The organism is Kitasatospora dryopteridis (assembly GCF_050749075.1).
In the GTDB taxonomy this organism is placed as follows: Bacteria; Actinomycetota; Actinomycetes; order Streptomycetales; family Streptomycetaceae; genus Kitasatospora.
Map to the genome: position 1 here is coordinate 8,127,336 of NZ_CP192749.1, position 14,577 is coordinate 8,141,912.

Genomic DNA, 14,577 nt, shown 5'->3' on the forward strand with positions numbered 1-14,577 from the left:
CGCGGCCGGCGGGATCGGCGCGACCGGCGACGTCCTCCTGCGCCGCCGGCGGGGCCCGCCGCCACTCCGCCCCGCCTGACGCCACCTGCCGTCGGCGGCCCTCCCGGTCGACGAACGCGCGCCGAATCCGTCCTCACGTCGGGCATGCGTTCCCGGGTCCGGCTCGTTGGTCCCGTCATGGTGGACGAGACGGGCGGCGAGCCCGAGCCGATGGTGTGGGCACTGGTCGTGCGGGAGCGAGAGGACGGGGAGACGGCCGCGGAGGTGATCGTCGAGGTCACCCGGGACCGGCACGCGGACCTGGTCGGCGACGCCGTGGACAGCGGATTCGTCCTGGCGGCCGGGAACGCCCCCGACACCACGGCGGTGGTGGAACTGCACGAAGGCCTCGTGGAACGGCTGGTCCTGGTCGGCGGACGCCAGGCGTGGGAGCCGCAGCCGCAGCCGGTGGCCTCCGGGACCTGGCGGGCGGCCGCCGAACACCGGGGCAGGGTGCTGGTGGTCATCGTCCCGCCGGGGACTTGGCCGACCGGGACCCCGGGCCCGGCGGGGCAGGAACGGATGGAGACGTTCGCCGCCGCCCTCGAGGACGCACGGGCACAGGGGGCCGCACTCCACGGCACGGCCGCACTCCGCACCTCCTAATGATGTTGTCAAGCCGCTGCTGTGACCGGGAGTTCATGTTGGAAGCACCGTCCGTCACGGATCAGGGCCCACAGGACGTTGACCCGTCGCCGGGCCAGGGCGAGGACGGCCTGGGTGTGCCGTTTGCCTTCGGCGCGCTTGCGTTCGTAGAAACGACGGGACGCGTCGCAGCTGCGGATGCTGATCAGTGCGGAGGTGTAGAAGACGCGCTGCAGGCCGCGGTGGTAGCGCCGGGGGCGGTGCAGGTTGCCGCTGACATTGCCGGAATCCCGGGGCACCGGAGCGACTCCGGCAAGGCTGGCCAGGCGGTCGGCCGTGCCGAAGCGGCTCATGTCGCCTGCAGTGGCGGCGATGAACTCGGCGCCCAGCAGTGGACCGATTCCGGGCATGCTGGAGATCATCTCGGCGAGTTCGTGCTCGCGAAACCGGGCCGCAATGAGCTTGTCGATCTCGGCGATCTGCTCGTTGAGGCCCATCACCTCCTTCGCCAGGGTGTGGATCACCTGAGCGGTGATCTTCTCTCCGGGGACGGCGGTGTGCTGGCGCTCGGCCGCCTCGACAGCGGCGTCGGCGAGGACTTCGGGGCTGCGGACCTTGCGGTTGCGCAGCCAGGTCTCCAGGCGTCTGCGGCCGGTGCGGCGCAGGGCGGCCGGGGTCTGGTAGCCGGTGAGCAAGGTCAGCGGGCCGACGTTTCCCAGGTCGAGGCTCCGCTCCAACGCGGGGAAAACGGTGGTGAGTTGGCCCCGCAAACGGTTGATCCGGCGGGTGCGGTCGGCGTTCAGGTCGGCCCGGCGGTTGGTGAGGACTCGCAGCTCGATGGTGTGTTCATCATCCGGCCGCAGAACGGTCAGGTCGCGGCGCATCCGGGCCTGGTCGGCGATGACGGTGGCGTCCTTGGCGTCGGTCTTGCCGGTGCCCCGGTAGCCGGCCGATGCCCGGTTGACCGCGAGGCCGGGGATGTAATGCAACTGCTGGCCGTGGTTGAGCAGCACGCTGATCAGCAGCGTGGCCATGCCCTCGGTGACATCGACCGCCCATACGACGTCCTCGCTGATCGCCAGCACGTCGGCGAGCAGGGCAAGCAGTTCCGGCTCGTCGTTCAGCGCGCGTCGCGACAGCAGTCGCTTGCCCTCGGCGTCCAGGACCACGCAGTGGTGATGGGTCTTGCCGATGTCCACGCCCGCCCATATCTGGGGCACGGGATCCTCCGGTTCGTCGGTGTGCGCTGTTCTCCCGAACGACCTCGCCAGCGTGGTCCTACTCAGCGATGCACCCGCAGGGGCTCGCAGCTCCTAATCAGCGGCCGAGTCGTCGTGAGACACCGGGCGGCCAGGTGCGGTCGAACCATCGAGTGCAACCCGCTGAAAGCCATACCCGGCGTCTCTGGGCCTCTGGACCTTACGACGGCCCGTCCAACCCACCAACAACGTAGGACCCGCTGATCGCGGTGGTCGCCCCGCCCGGCAGGCGGGCCGCCGGCCCCGGCTACGCCTCCCGCACCTCCGGGGAGAGCTCCCGCCGGCCGCGCCGCTGCGGCGCGATGCTCGTGCTCAGCGGGCCGGGCGGCGAGCCCGGCTGCGCCCGGTGGCCGCCGAACTCCGCCAAGGCCTCCGCCACGAGGGAACTCAGCCGGCCGTGGTGCGCACCGCGCCAGTAGACCTGCTCACAGGCGGTGCACTGGGCGAAGACGTCGTACGAGCGCTCGGTGCCGTCCTCCAGGTGCTTGCGGACCGTGGTCTTGGCGGCCTCGCGCAGCGTGCCGTTGCAGGCGGTGCAGCGCGTCCACGGGGCGAGCGGGGGAGCGAACCGGGACAGCACGTCCCGGAGCTGGTCCGCGGGCCGGTGGCTGTAGACGTAGGCGCCGGCCCACAGCTCGCGGCGGTGCAGCAGCCCGCGGTCCCGCGAGAGCAGCACCCGCTGCTCGGCGGCCGAGCGCGCCGCCAGCGCGGGGTCGCCGATGTCCACGCTCTCGTACGCGGCATCGACCCCGAGCAGGCGCAGCCGGCGGGCGAGCGTGCCCAGGTGCACGTCCAGGAGGAAACGCGGCGGCCCGGCGAGGTGCTGGGGCCTGGCCACGGCGAGGACGGACACCCGCTCGCCGGACGCGGGCACGCGCGAGGCGTCCGCGTGCACGCCGTCGACCAGCAGGCCGCCGACCTCGGTCAGCGGCACTCCCAGCGACTCCACGACGTGCCCGAGCGTCGAGGTGACGTCCGTCCGCACCGGCGACCGGCCGGCCCGCCTCTTGGCACCGACGAAGGTGTGCAACGGGGGGTCGAAGTCGATCCAGATCTCCGCGCTCTCCACACGACCAGCATGCCAGCCGGCGGATGCGCCGGTCGCCCCATTTCCGATCACGCCGTCCGGACCGGTCCTCATCACGTCGGGCAGGACCGCCGACGCCCGCACCGGCGCGAGTGACACGGCGTCAACCCGGGCTCCTGCGGGGGCATCCACCCGAACGGAGGTGAAGCCAGCACCAGCAAAAACCCGGATGCTGGCGGGATCGTCCCGCAGCGCCGCGCGGCGAAGACTACTCGGCATGCGAATCCTTCACCTCGGCGCCGCCGTCACCACCGTCCTCGCCCTCACCGCGCCCGCCGCCACCGCCGTGCCGGCAGCTGCGGCCCCGTCCGCCGCCGCGGACGCCGCGTCGGCCCCGCTCGTCTGGACGTCCTGCGCCGACGCCGCCGCGGACGCACGCCAACAGTGCGCCACACTCCCCGTGCCGCTCGACCACCGGGACCCGGCCGGCCCGCGGATCACCCTCACCGTCTCCCGGATACCGGCCGCCCGTCCCGACCAACGCCGCGGCGCCCTGGTGATGATCCCCGGCGGCCCCGGCAACCCGGGGCTCAACGGCCCGACCAGCGCCGTGAAGCGGCTGCCCCGGTCCGTCCTCGACCGATACGACCTCATCGGCTTCGACCCGCGCGGCGTCGGCCGCAGCACCCCCGTCGACTGCCGCCTCGCCCACGAGGACCTCTCGATGACCACCCTGCTCCCGTGGCCGGCCCCCGACGGCTCGATCACCGGCAACCTCGAAACCGCCCGGCGCATCGCCGACACCTGCACCCGCAACGGCGGTCCGGTGCTGCGCTCCCTCAGCACCAGGAACGAGGCCCGCGACATCGACCGCATCCGCCGGGCCCTCGGCGAACGCCGGATCTCCGCCTGGGGCGTCTCCTACGGCACCTACGCGGGCGCCGTCTACGCCACCATGTTCCCCCAGCACACCGACCGGATCGTGCTGGACAGCAACGACGACCCCGATCCGACCCGCGTCGAGCGCGGCTGGCTGGCGGCCTACGCCGTCGGCGTGGAGGACCGCTTCCCGGACTTCGCCGCCTGGGCCTCCGACCCGGCCAACACGGACCACCGGCTGGCCGACACGCCCCAGCAGGTCCGCGAGCTGTTCCTCCGCCTCGCCGCGCAGCTGGACAGCGCCCCGCTGCCCTGGCCCGGGGCCAACCCCGCCCGGCTCGACGGCAACACCCTCCGCGCGGCGCTGCTGGACACCCTCTACGCCGACGCCCGGTTCCCGCGCCTCGCCGAGCTGATGCTCGCCGCCCAGGGCAAGCACGGGCTGCCCACCGCCAGCACCCCGCCGGACAAGGCGATGCAGAACTCCGTGGCGGTGTCCGTCGGCACCCTCTGCAACGACGTCAGCTGGCCCCGCTCCGCCGACGGCTACGCCCGGGAGGTCGCGGCCGACCGGATCAAGTACCCGCTGACCGCCGGGATGCCGGTGAACGCGATGCCCTGCGCCTTCTGGCCCACGGCCCCCGCGGAGGCGCCCGTGGTGGTCTCCGACCGCGGGCCGTCGAACATCCTGATGGTGCAGAACCTGCGGGATCCGGCCACGCCGTACCGCGGCGCGCTCAAACTGCGGGCGGCACTCGGAGACCGGGCCCGCATGGTCAGCGTCGACGCCGGCGGCCACGACGCCTACGCCGCGAACGGCAACGCCTGCGGCGACGCCCTGGTGTCCCGCTTCCTCGCCGACGGCCGCCGCCCCGAGCACGACGTCCTCTGCCCCGCCGAGGGATGACGGAGATGCAGTCCCACCGTGCCAGCCACCGTGCGGTCACCAGGACTCCCGAACCCCTGGGGATTCGCGCGGCGGCCGGCACCCCATGGCCGCTAGAACCGCAGTGGGGCGAGGTGCTCGGGGACGATCACGCGGGTCCGGGGCGAGTGGCGGCGGATACGTGCGACCAGGCCGTCCAGGTCGGCGCCGGGGTCGCGGACGGCCGGGTCCGCGAGCGGAACCTCGAAGTTGTCCCAGTGCACGGGCACGACGGTGCGGGGCAGGTCCAGCGCGGTCAGCAGACGCTCGGCGTACCTGTGCGTGGAGGAGCTGCTCTGCACGGCGACCATCGCGACATCCGGCCGCAGCCCGGTGAGGTTGCGTGCCACGAAGTCGCTGGCACCCATGAGGAACGCCGACGGCCCGTCACCGAAGCGGATCTGGAAGGCCAGGGTGTCGCCCTCGGGCAGGTCCGCGATGGTGGCGGGCGGTGCGGCGGGCGGAGCGGTGAGCGTGCCCGGAGCGAAGTAGCGGTACTCGGCGTTGCGGCTGTGCAGGCCGGCCACCACTTCGACGACACAGTAGCCGAAGTCGAGGACCTCGCCGCCCTTCACCACCACCAGGCGGGAGGCGGGCACGCCCATGGCCCGCAGCAGATGGCAGGTGGTCGCGGTACCGACCACCGGGGCGGTGCTGCCGGCAGCCAGATGGGGAACGTCGTTGATGTGGTCCCAGTGGCTGTGGCTGACCAGGATCAGATCGGGCTTGCCGGCATGCCGGTCCACCAGGCCGCCATCGACCGTCAACGGCGTAGCGCTGTTGAACGGCGACTTGAACAGGCCCGTGTCGAATCGGGTGATGTACGGGTCGAACAGGACGTTCTTCCCCGCCCCCTCGATCCGCCAGCCCGCCGTGCCGAGCCACCGGAACACCGGGCCCGTTCCGCCGGGCGAACCGGGCCTGGCAGGACTTGTGGCATCGGCGGCCGCAGCGTCGGCAGTGGCCGCCAGCGGCAGGGCGGCGGCCCCCGCGGCCGCCGTCCTGAGCAGACTCCGTCGAGCGATCGGATTCTCAGGCATCCGTACGGATTCCCTTCCTCGATGGCGGGGTACCGGCCGGCACCCCGCAGTCGAGGACGGTGATCGATCGACGCCCGGTTGCATGCGAACAGTAGTGAGTCGCGCGCTTCCTCAGCAGTGTGCCGTCGCGGTTTCGGCCGTGGCGCGGTTGAGCTCGGCGACCGGAAAGGGTGTCCGCTTGCTCTCCGTCAGCAGCCGGCGGTGAAAGCCCTCCAGGACGACGGCGGTCCGGGCATGCCGTTCGATGATCGCCGCGACCTCCGGCAGAACACCCTCGGGCCGTCGACCTGCGATCCACTCCTGCAGGAACACGCCTGCTTCCGTACCGCCCCGGAGGCGGTCGACGAGGTGGTGGTGGAGCAGATGGCTTGCGGTGTAGTGGCGGTCGTATGCGAGATGGTCCGAGAGGAACCGCCCCTCGGCCGCCGAGAGTTCGAAACCCGAGCTGAGGGCCAGTCCGAAGTCCGCGAAGTAGATCAGCCGGCCGTCGGTCAGGAGGTTGCGGAAGTGGGCGTCGAAGTGCACCAGCCCGCGAGAGCTCATGAACGCGGCACTCCGCGCCACGGAATCCTCCACCCACGAGTAGGCGGAGCCGTCGACGGCCGGTGCCGCAGTCTCCTGCTGCTCGTGCAGCCACGCCCCGACCGTCTGCGGCACGTGCTCCAGGAAGAGCACCAGACTGCAGGAGGACCGGCCGACGGCCTCCAGCCGCTCGCGCACGGCCCGGGAGTTCTCCCAGTGGGCGACCGCTCCGTCGATGCCCCCGAACTCGTCCACGAAGCCCTCGGGAGGGGAGTCGGGCAGGACACGCCAGTGGTACATCAGGGGAAAGCCCTCGTACTCCCTCCCCAGGACCCAGTTGGTGGTCATGGTGTGCACGGCCAGCTCCCGCCAGGCACCGAACCCGGCCGAGCCGACGCCGTACTGGTAGAACATCGGCAGGCCGAAGAGGTTCGCCGTGGACCGGACGTTCTCCGGACGGGACTCGAGGTCCGTCAGGGGCACCCTCTTGACGAAGACCCGTGTCCCGTCGACGTCCAGTTCCGCGGACCTGCCGCCGATGCCGGATCCGACCGAGGAGGCGGACGCCACGGCGTCACCGAGTCGCCGGTCGCTCAGCAGGGCCAGGCGGGTAGCCACGGTCCCGTAGGCAGCGAGACGCGCCGCGTACTGGGATTCGCAGCGGCGCATCGACGTCTCCTCGGTGCCCCGACCAGGGCTTCGGCGATCACACGAGCGTCATCGACCCTATCCGCCGAGCAACGTGGCGGTGCAGTCCGCGAGGATCGCGTGTCGGGTCTCCAGGGCAGCGGCCAACAGGCGTTCGTCGATCTCCGTCTCGGCGTCCCGGGTCGAGTCGTTGACGGGGATCCGGGTACGCCGCTCGATCACCCCGGCCACCGCGGGCAGGGCCGGCAGCGCGTAACGGCCCATGCGCGCCAGGCAGGTCAGGTAGTGCTCGCCGACCGCGTAGTCACCGATGTACGGCGTGATCAGGCCCATCAGCCGGGGCAGGGCGGACAGACCCGCGTGCCGCAGCCAGAGCGGTGCGCACAGGGCCTGCATCCGTCCGGGCCATCGGAAGGTGAGGTTGTACAGCTGGGCGGCCTGGCGGAATGTCAGCGGCCCTGCATCCAGCAGAGCCCCGAAGACTTCTGGGGCGTCCGAAAGACGGGCGACACCGACAGGCTTGGCCGCGAGGAGTGCGGCAGCGGACGTGCTGCTGTACGTCGGCCGGGCGTGCTGTCGCGGGCAACGGGGTCTCGGATACGGCGTGAGCGCGACGGTGGCCGCCAGGCTGCCGTGCACCTGCATGGCCGACCGCGAGATCGAGGCGGTCCTGAGCGCCTTCGCCATGGCCGGGCCGACCGTTCGCCCGCTGTGGAGGATCAGCAGCGGCAACAATTGCACCGGAGCCGCACGCCAGTTGTGACATGCCTCGCGGGCCATCGCGGCGCCGGCCTCCCGGGTCCCGGGCTCGGCCAGGAGCGCGGCCGTGACGGCGTACGCATGGTGCTCACGCCCGAGCGCGTACAGCACCCGACCCCACTCCCGTCCGGCGTCCGGCAGATGGATCGCGGCCTCCCGGACGTCGGCCTGCAGCGCAGCGTCGAGACCAGGCCAGTGCGGGGGAGGGGCCGACCGCAGATTCGCCAGGTTGGCGAGGAAACGGACGGATGCGGAGGGTGCCGCGGCGGCTCCCGGTGCCACCTCCCGGTTCGGCCGCTTCACCGTTCGGGGCGGTGGCCGCCCTTCCGTGCAGAGGAGTCGTTCATGCAGCCGATCGTGTCATGCGCAGCGGCATCCCGGCCATGGAATTGCCGAGTCCGAGCTGTCCGCGACCACCGAACGGTCGGCGGGTCCGGCATCGTAGTGCGCCCGGTCCGTGTCCGTGTATCGTCCGGGCTCATGGCTGACCTGGCAGGGCGCTGGCGGGACTTGAACAAGGCGTACTGGGACGAGCGGGTGCCCATCCATCTGGACGGAACCTTCTACGACACGGCGGGGTTCCGCGCCCGGCCGGATTCGCTGAAGGACTTCGAGAAGGCCGAGGTGGGCGATGTCAGAGGCAAGCGCCTGATCCACCTGCAGTGTCACTTCGGCCGGGACACGCTGTCCTGGGCGGCACGGGGAGCACAGGTCACCGGGCTGGACTTCTCTCCGCCCGCGATCGAGGCGGCTTCCCGGCTCGCGACCGAACTCGGCATCGATGCACGCTTCTTGACCGCGGACGTCTACGACGCCGTCTCGGCGGTCGAGGGGGAGACCTTCGACATCGTCTATGCCAGCTTCGGGGCGCTGAACTGGCTTCCCGACATGAGCCGCTGGGCGTCGGTGGCCGCCGAACTGCTCGCCCCGGCCGGGTGCCTCTACCTTGCGGAGTTCCATCCCTTCAGCTTCGTCCTCGACGACGAGACCGGAAGCACGGTCACCCACGACTACTTCGACGAAGGCCCGGAGGCCTCTGGCGGCCCCGGCAGCTACGCCGACGAGGCGGCGACGACCGAACACAACGCGACCGTCGAGTGGCGGCACAGTCTGTCGACCGTCGTCTCGGCGATCGCCGGAGCCGGGCTGCGGATCCAGTTCCTCCACGAGCACGACCACACCTTCTATCTCCAACGCCAGTCGCTCGAGTCCCACGACGGCGACGTCTACCGGCATCCTGCAGGCACTCCGCGGACCCCCCTCACCTACTCGATCCGCGCTGAGAAGGTCTGAGCCGCTTCCAACTGCCGAGGCGCCATCGACTCGGGCATCGGCCGAGGTCTCCGCCCGCAAGCGTCGGCGACATCGATCAGTCACCCGATCGGGTGACTCGGGGTTGGGTGATGACCGTGCGCGGGCAGAGCTCGGGCGTGACGAACTCATCGACCAGCCGCCACCGTCGGCGCCGCCACCGGGCAGGCCCGGCCGCCGTGCCCACCCCCTCCGTGATCGTCCGTTCCGCAGTCGGGCGGCCCGTGGCCACGGCCGATCCCGCCCGGCACCGCGGCGGCGGCCCGAGCCGCTGCTGCCGCACATGGGCGAGCGAGCGCCTGCTGCCCTGTGGAACGCCGGTACGCACCACCTGGCACGAGCCCGCCTGCCAGGCCCGGGACCGCACCGCACCCCGGCCATGACCTGACGACGCGCCAAGAGGGCGGACGGTCCGGGTTCCGCCGTCAGGCACCGCCGCCCGCATGGTGCACGGTCAGCTCGCCGTAAGCGGTCAGGGCGGCTGCCGGGTCACCCGGTGTGCCGCGCAGGGTGTGGTCGAGGAAGGCGAGGCAGGCGGCGGCGGTCGGCCCGGGGACGTCCGACCGGTCGGCGGAGCCGACGAGCGAGGGTACGGACGGAAGGTAGAGCGGTGCGTCCGTGAAGGTGAGGTGGGCTGCGCCGGGCACGGTCAGGCGGTAGGTCGTTGCGGTGCTGAGGGCCAGGACCCGGGTGAGGTGCGGGAGGTAGTCGGGGTCGGTCTGCGGGCCGATGGCCTGGGTGAGCGCCAGCACGGGCTGGTGGAACGGTGTTGGTGCGGGGTCGTGCGGGGCGCCGTCCAGGTCGACGACGGCGGCGAACCCGGCGTCCTGGCGTGCGGCCATGAGGGCGGCGGCCCCGCCGAGGGAGTGGCCCGTGACGGCGACCCGGGCGGTGTCGAGCCGGCCGGTCAGCGGGCCGGGGATCTCCCCTCGCTGCATCCTGTCCAACTGGCTACGGACGAAGGCGAGATCGGCAGCCCGGACCTCCGTCCAGCGGACGGCGTGCTGCTCGTCCTCGGCGCGGTCGCCGGTGGCGGTGACCGCCGTCCGGACGACCCGGCCGTCGGCCAGCAGCACGGCGGCGGAGTCATAGGGGTGGTCCAGGCCTGCCACCACATAGCCGTGGCTGGCCAACTCCTCCGCCCACGCCGTGTTCTGGGAGCGGACGCCGCCCAGGCCGGGGGAGAACAGGACGACCGGGAACCGGCCGGCGCAGTCGGCCGCCGCGGCGTCGTGGACCGAGCGGGTCCGGGCCCGCGGGAGCCCGTCGAGCAGGAACCCGGGGAGGCCCGCGTAGGAGGCGAGGCCGTCGGCGACGATCTCGGCCTCCTGCTCGGTGCGTCCGAGATACGGGGCGCGCGGCGCGCCCTTGGACGGTCGGGCCGGGTACCAGAGTTGGACCACGACCGTACGCCGGTCGGCCGGGTCGGCAGTCGCGGTCTCCGGGCGTTGCCCGTCCGTCCACTCGAGGACGGTGGTGCCGACCGCGAACCGGCCGGACGGCTGGGGAAACGCCGGTGCCGGGAACGCCCAGGCCGCCAGCGGGCCGACGGCTATGAGCAGGAGGCAGGCCGCCGAGCCCGGCAGTGCGAGCCACCGGCGGACCCTCCGCGGTGGTCGGCCTGCCCGGCCGGGCAGCAGCGGAGCGACCGCAAAGGGAGCGACCAGCGCCGCGGCCACCAGCACCGGGGCCAGTTGCCAGCGCAGCGGACCGGCCACTGTCGCCCCCGCGGCGGACAGCACGACCACCGCCACCGCGCCGACGGCCACCGGCCGACGTACGCGCTCGGGAAGCCATCGCACCAGCACCAGGGCGACCGCCCCCAGCACCACAAGGATTTCCGGCAGGGACATCTGAAGTACCGTCATGCTTTCGGACACGCCACCATGCTCGGCCGCCACGGCCTGCCACCGCATCGGCCGGGAGTCGAGACCGTGTGCCACCGGAGGCTGATGGACGGGCGGCACGGTCTCCACCTTCGTGCGTACGGTCGTCCACCGACAGGAGCAGAGTCAGCAGCGGGCAGCGGGCCGCAGTCACCAGCGGGTAGCGGTCACCGCGCCGCCGTGGGCGACGGCAGCTCATCGGCCGCGAGCCGCGCGAGACAGCGGTGCAGGTGCCCGGCCGCCTCGAGCAGGGCCGTGGCCTGCCGTACGAGGGTGGCGTTCCGGTCGGCGAGGGCGGCGCGCAGCGCCTCCCTGCCGCCGGTCCGCCGCAGGTCGTCGAGGACCGACCGGATCTGCGGCAGCCGGTAGTGGCTCTGCCGCAGCACCGCGATGATGCGGGCGTCGCGGACGTCCGCCGGGCCGAAGCGGCGGTAGCCGGTGCCGGGCTCTCTGCCGGGTGACAGCAGACCGGCCGACTCCCAGGTCCGCAGGGCGGAGGTGCGTACGCCGAGGAGGGCGGCGACCTTGCCGATCGGCAGCCCGGAGGACGGCCGCAACGGCAGCGCGGGCTCCTGTTCGGCGACCGCTTCGACGGCTTCCCGGGTGGCCGCCAGGGCGAGGCGCTGCTCGTGCAGGGACGCATGGGCGGCGTCGAGCCCCGCGAGTGCACCGGCGGCGTCGGCGGCGTCGACCGCCAGCATGATCGCTTGCGCGGCCTGCGGTCCGCAGCCCCCGGCCAGCGCGCGGTAGGCGAGCAGGGCGTCCAGGTGGCTCTCGTCGAAGCGCCGGTGGCCGGCGGCCGTCCGCGGGGCGGGCGGCAGGATTCCGGCGTCCGCGTAGTTGCGGATCTGCTGGGTGGAGATCCCCGCCGCGCGCGCCAGATCCACAGGGCGCAGGCCCGCTCCCCGGTGATCCACCACTGACCTCCGCCTCGACCGGGCCTTCATCCTGAATTTGAAGGTTATCGGGACAGTCCTCCGGCACCGCAAGGCCCACAGGAGCGAGAACCCTCCAATAGGAGTTGAATGAGAAAATTGAAGGCATGGAATCACCGCGAATCCTGCCCACGGACACGTCCCACGAGGAGAACGGCCCCGCCATGACCGAGGAGGAGATCATCGCGTACGCCGGCGGGCTGCCCGGCGTCGTTGCGGTCACCGCCGGCGAAGGCGACGGATCGCCCGAGGCCGCCTGGGGCGACACGTTCTTCTTCCACGACCCGGACAGCGACTCTCCGCGCCGGATGCCCTTCGCCACCCTCGTCGTCAAGGACTACGACGGCTACGACACCGCCTCGGACCTCGACCGGCCCGGCGTCTTCCGCCTGAGCATCGCCGTCGGCCGGAAGGCCTTCGAACAGCTCGTCGGCCACCCGCCCGCCGCACACGCGGACCGGCACACCGAGTACGACTACACCGCCACGGACCGGCTGCTTCCCCACCCCGCCTACGCCGTCCAGGGCTGGGTCTGCATCCTCAACCCCGGACCGGACACCGCCGGCCTGGCACGCTCCCTGCTCGCCGACGCACGCGCCCGTGCCGCGCGCGGACACCGGCGCGAAGCCTGACACCGTTCCGGGTGCTGCCCGGCCGGACTCCACTGCGTGGTCGGGCGCCGCTCGGGGCAGGAGTAGAACGAGTACCTGGGATCGCGCCCCCCCGCGAGGAGGTCCGCATGGCAGACGAACGCCCCGCAGGCCACGACCGCTCCGCCAGGCCGCACTACGTGCGCACCGAGGGCGGCGCGCCTTCCCGGAAGCCGTCCCTGCTGGCTCGGGTCGCCCACCTCGTCAGCGGTTTCACGGCGGACCGCCGGGCCGGGGAGAGCCGGCCGGGCATGCCTCCCGACGAGGGCACGGGGATCCATCCGTTCAGGGGCTTCAACGCCAACGGCAGGGAGCACAGCGCGGGCGGCTGAGCCGGGCCGAGCGCCCGGGAGGCCCCGCCCACCGCGTGCTGCCCGGAGCCTCCTGTGGAACCGTGGATCGGGGGACCACGCAGGTGTGGCGAGAGGAGAGGCCATGTCATCGAAGCGGCGCCGCAAGAAGAAGGCACGTGCCAGGCGCGGGGCGAACCACGGCCGCCGCCCTCAGTGCTGAGTACCGGCAGAGCGGTCGTCGGAGGTACCCGAGTGCCGCCGACGACCGCTCCTGCTGATGCCTGCCGAGCTTTACCCGGCGGATCCCGCCGCTGCGCCCGACTCGTGGAGCGAACGCGTCCAGCCGGGTCCGTCGTCCACGACGGCGCACACGACCCCGGTCTGCGTCCGGACGACCACCGAGTTGCCGCGGGGCAGCAGGAAGTCGATGCCGGCGGTGACGGGCAGGTCCTGCCCGGCGGCCAGGTAGCCGCGCAGCAGGGCGCTGCAGTCCGCTTCGGCCTTCTTCGCCCAGTCGGCCCGGTTGCCGGCGACCGCGTCGCCGAGGTCTGCGAGGCCGACGACCTCGCCGTGGTGGGTCTGTCCGCACGGAACGGCCAGTACCTCGGGGAGCAGCCGGGCCTCGGACGGCGTGCGCCCGAAGCAGTCGCCCGCCCGGAGGTCGTACCCGCTGACCGTCCGGACGTGGTCGCGGTCGGACCTGCCGGTGTCGGCCACGAAGAACATGGCCGCCCAGACGGAGTTCAGGACGATCCCCGCGACGGCGAAGGCGAGGCCGCCTCGCTTCGACCGCCGGATGCGCACCAGCGCCACGATGCCCGCCGGCAGGCCGACGGGCCACAGCGGCCCGATCAGGCCTGCCACGGCCGAGGCGACGGCCAGCCGGCTCCACGAGGGCCGGGCATCCGGGTCCGGGTCGACGGAACGCTTCAGGAACGAGGCCAGAGCGGCGGAACGGTTGCCGGCGGACGTCCCCGTCGGTGATCCTTCGCCCGTCGGTGCCCCGCCCGTGTCCGCGCCGGCGGCTTCACCCGTCGCCCCACCCGTGTCCTTGCCCGTTTCCTCGTCCGCAGCCGCAGCCATGACCCCTCCCAAGGTGCTGTCCCACCGCCGGACTTGACCCGGGTGGATCGGCGTCGCGACCGCGCATCCGCCCCCGTGCCACGCCCGGCCGGGCCGTAGTCGATCACACCTGGGCGCAGGCCGTCCAGGCGGTTCAGGGGCGGTGGCGCCAGGACGGGCGCCGGCCGACGGGCTCCGCCGGACGGCCGGGGCCGTGTTCCCGGTCGACGAGGGCGCGCAGGTGGGCCTCCGTCGCCGCGAGCTCGAAGCAGGTGGTCTCCCGTCGGTCCGGATGCGGCCGCCAGCCGGTCCTCAGCTCGTCCGGGATGCCCGGTGCGGCGGTGAGGAGCCGGAAGTCGTGCTGGTACAGGGCGTACTGGACCCCGTCGATCTCCTCGATGGGCAGGTCGCCCCGCCAGGCGTCCTCGTACCACTTCCCGGAGATCCGGCGGAGGAAGACGAACGCGCGGCAGCCGGCGCCGAGCACCCGCTGGCCCCAGTGGCCCGGCTGGCTGACGAAGGTGAACCCGGTGCCCGGCCGGAGATCGAACTCGCGGCGCGAACAGACCTCCTCGACGACGGCCCGCAGGATCTGCCCGCCGGGCGACTCCGTGACCGCGACGCGGACCAGGTCGTGGTCGCGCACCTTCTGCTGAAGAAACGTCATACGGCCGCCCCCGCCACCCGAAGATCCGGCCTGCCCGGACCGCGCGAGCCTACCCCGGAGACACCCCGGGACCGGCTGCCACCGCCCGCC

General features: G+C 72.8%; 14 protein-coding genes. 5 read left to right on the forward strand and 9 right to left on the reverse strand.

The features are described from left to right. Positions 1-177 precede the first annotated feature (177 nt). Positions 178-645 (forward strand): hypothetical protein, encoded by a 468-nt coding sequence (locus tag ACQ614_RS37160; RefSeq protein WP_431683545.1) that lies wholly within the window; start codon positions 178-180, stop codon positions 643-645. Positions 646-653: 8 nt separating this feature from the next. Here the strand turns inward: ACQ614_RS37160 and ACQ614_RS37165 are convergent, their stop codons facing one another. After that, complete coding sequence (locus ACQ614_RS37165) at positions 654-1,844, reverse strand: IS110 family transposase (RefSeq protein WP_431678574.1); 1,191 nt, start codon at positions 1,842-1,844, stop codon at positions 654-656. A gap of 286 nt (positions 1,845-2,130) precedes the next feature. Beyond that, a complete protein-coding gene (locus ACQ614_RS37170) occupies positions 2,131-2,952 on the reverse strand; it encodes a Mut7-C RNAse domain-containing protein (RefSeq protein WP_431683547.1) in 822 nt (273 codons plus the stop codon). Between the two features lie 235 nt (positions 2,953-3,187). Here ACQ614_RS37170 and ACQ614_RS37175 point away from each other — a divergent pair, with 235 nt between their 5' ends. Next, positions 3,188-4,696: an alpha/beta hydrolase gene (locus ACQ614_RS37175; RefSeq protein ID WP_431683549.1), complete on the forward strand. Its 1,509-nt coding sequence runs from the start codon at positions 3,188-3,190 to the stop codon at positions 4,694-4,696. Between the two features lie 92 nt (positions 4,697-4,788). Here ACQ614_RS37175 and ACQ614_RS37180 read toward each other — a convergent pair whose 3' ends face one another. The 3 genes from ACQ614_RS37180 to ACQ614_RS37190 all read right to left on the reverse strand — a co-directional run bounded on the left by ACQ614_RS37180 (position 4,789) and on the right by ACQ614_RS37190 (position 7,794). Further along, positions 4,789-5,754, reverse strand: a complete 966-nt coding sequence (locus ACQ614_RS37180; RefSeq protein ID WP_431683551.1) for an MBL fold metallo-hydrolase — start codon at positions 5,752-5,754, stop codon at positions 4,789-4,791. A 111-nt stretch (positions 5,755-5,865) separates the two neighbouring features. Then, positions 5,866-6,945 (reverse strand): protein kinase family protein, encoded by a 1,080-nt coding sequence (locus ACQ614_RS37185; RefSeq protein WP_431683553.1) that lies wholly within the window; start codon positions 6,943-6,945, stop codon positions 5,866-5,868. Positions 6,946-7,002: 57 nt separating this feature from the next. Further along, positions 7,003-7,794: a hypothetical protein gene (locus ACQ614_RS37190; RefSeq protein ID WP_431683555.1), complete on the reverse strand. Its 792-nt coding sequence runs from the start codon at positions 7,792-7,794 to the stop codon at positions 7,003-7,005. A 369-nt stretch (positions 7,795-8,163) separates the two neighbouring features. Between ACQ614_RS37190 and ACQ614_RS37195 the strand changes: the two genes are divergently transcribed. Beyond that, a complete protein-coding gene (locus ACQ614_RS37195) occupies positions 8,164-8,976 on the forward strand; it encodes a class I SAM-dependent methyltransferase (RefSeq protein WP_431683556.1) in 813 nt (270 codons plus the stop codon). A 443-nt stretch (positions 8,977-9,419) separates the two neighbouring features. On the opposite strand, the gene ACQ614_RS37200 is transcribed toward ACQ614_RS37195, so the two are convergent. Together ACQ614_RS37200 and ACQ614_RS37205 are read right to left on the reverse strand one after the other, a co-directional pair. After that, positions 9,420-10,847, reverse strand: coding sequence for an alpha/beta hydrolase family protein (locus ACQ614_RS37200; protein ID WP_431683558.1), 1,428 nt, complete (start codon positions 10,845-10,847; stop codon positions 9,420-9,422). A 200-nt stretch (positions 10,848-11,047) separates the two neighbouring features. Further along, positions 11,048-11,827, reverse strand: a complete 780-nt coding sequence (locus tag ACQ614_RS37205; protein ID WP_431683560.1) for a MerR family transcriptional regulator — start codon at positions 11,825-11,827, stop codon at positions 11,048-11,050. A gap of 95 nt (positions 11,828-11,922) precedes the next feature. Between ACQ614_RS37205 and ACQ614_RS37210 the strand changes: the two genes are divergently transcribed. Both ACQ614_RS37210 and ACQ614_RS37215 read left to right on the forward strand, forming a co-directional pair. After that, positions 11,923-12,447, forward strand: a complete 525-nt coding sequence (locus ACQ614_RS37210) for a DUF6194 family protein (protein WP_431683562.1) — start codon at positions 11,923-11,925, stop codon at positions 12,445-12,447. Positions 12,448-12,554: 107 nt separating this feature from the next. Further along, positions 12,555-12,797 (forward strand): hypothetical protein, encoded by a 243-nt coding sequence (locus tag ACQ614_RS37215; RefSeq protein ID WP_431683563.1) that lies wholly within the window; start codon positions 12,555-12,557, stop codon positions 12,795-12,797. Between the two features lie 252 nt (positions 12,798-13,049). On the opposite strand, the gene ACQ614_RS37220 is transcribed toward ACQ614_RS37215, so the two are convergent. Both ACQ614_RS37220 and ACQ614_RS37225 read right to left on the reverse strand, forming a co-directional pair. Further along, positions 13,050-13,841, reverse strand: a complete 792-nt coding sequence (locus tag ACQ614_RS37220) for a DUF4190 domain-containing protein (RefSeq protein WP_431683564.1) — start codon at positions 13,839-13,841, stop codon at positions 13,050-13,052. Between the two features lie 133 nt (positions 13,842-13,974). Then, a complete protein-coding gene (locus ACQ614_RS37225) occupies positions 13,975-14,487 on the reverse strand; it encodes a hypothetical protein (protein ID WP_431683565.1) in 513 nt (170 codons plus the stop codon). Positions 14,488-14,577 lie beyond the last annotated feature (90 nt).

Excerpts from the sequence above, each read along its gene's own strand:
- ACQ614_RS37160 (WP_431683545.1), top strand. The coding sequence starts at position 178 with ATGGTGGACGAGACGGGCGGCGAGCCCGAGCCGATGGTGTGGGCACTG.
- ACQ614_RS37225 (WP_431683565.1), bottom strand. The coding sequence starts at position 14,487 with ATGACGTTTCTTCAGCAGAAGGTGCGCGACCACGACCTGGTCCGCGTC.
- ACQ614_RS37205 (WP_431683560.1), bottom strand. The coding sequence starts at position 11,827 with ATGAAGGCCCGGTCGAGGCGGAGGTCAGTGGTGGATCACCGGGGAGCG.
- ACQ614_RS37195 (WP_431683556.1), top strand. The coding sequence starts at position 8,164 with ATGGCTGACCTGGCAGGGCGCTGGCGGGACTTGAACAAGGCGTACTGG.
- ACQ614_RS37180 (WP_431683551.1), bottom strand. The coding sequence starts at position 5,754 with ATGCCTGAGAATCCGATCGCTCGACGGAGTCTGCTCAGGACGGCGGCC.
- ACQ614_RS37175 (WP_431683549.1), top strand. The coding sequence starts at position 3,188 with ATGCGAATCCTTCACCTCGGCGCCGCCGTCACCACCGTCCTCGCCCTC.
- ACQ614_RS37210 (WP_431683562.1), top strand. The coding sequence starts at position 11,923 with ATGGAATCACCGCGAATCCTGCCCACGGACACGTCCCACGAGGAGAAC.
- ACQ614_RS37200 (WP_431683558.1), bottom strand. The coding sequence starts at position 10,847 with ATGTCCCTGCCGGAAATCCTTGTGGTGCTGGGGGCGGTCGCCCTGGTG.
- ACQ614_RS37185 (WP_431683553.1), bottom strand. The coding sequence starts at position 6,945 with ATGCGCCGCTGCGAATCCCAGTACGCGGCGCGTCTCGCTGCCTACGGG.
- ACQ614_RS37220 (WP_431683564.1), bottom strand. The coding sequence starts at position 13,841 with ATGGCTGCGGCTGCGGACGAGGAAACGGGCAAGGACACGGGTGGGGCG.
- ACQ614_RS37215 (WP_431683563.1), top strand. The coding sequence starts at position 12,555 with ATGGCAGACGAACGCCCCGCAGGCCACGACCGCTCCGCCAGGCCGCAC.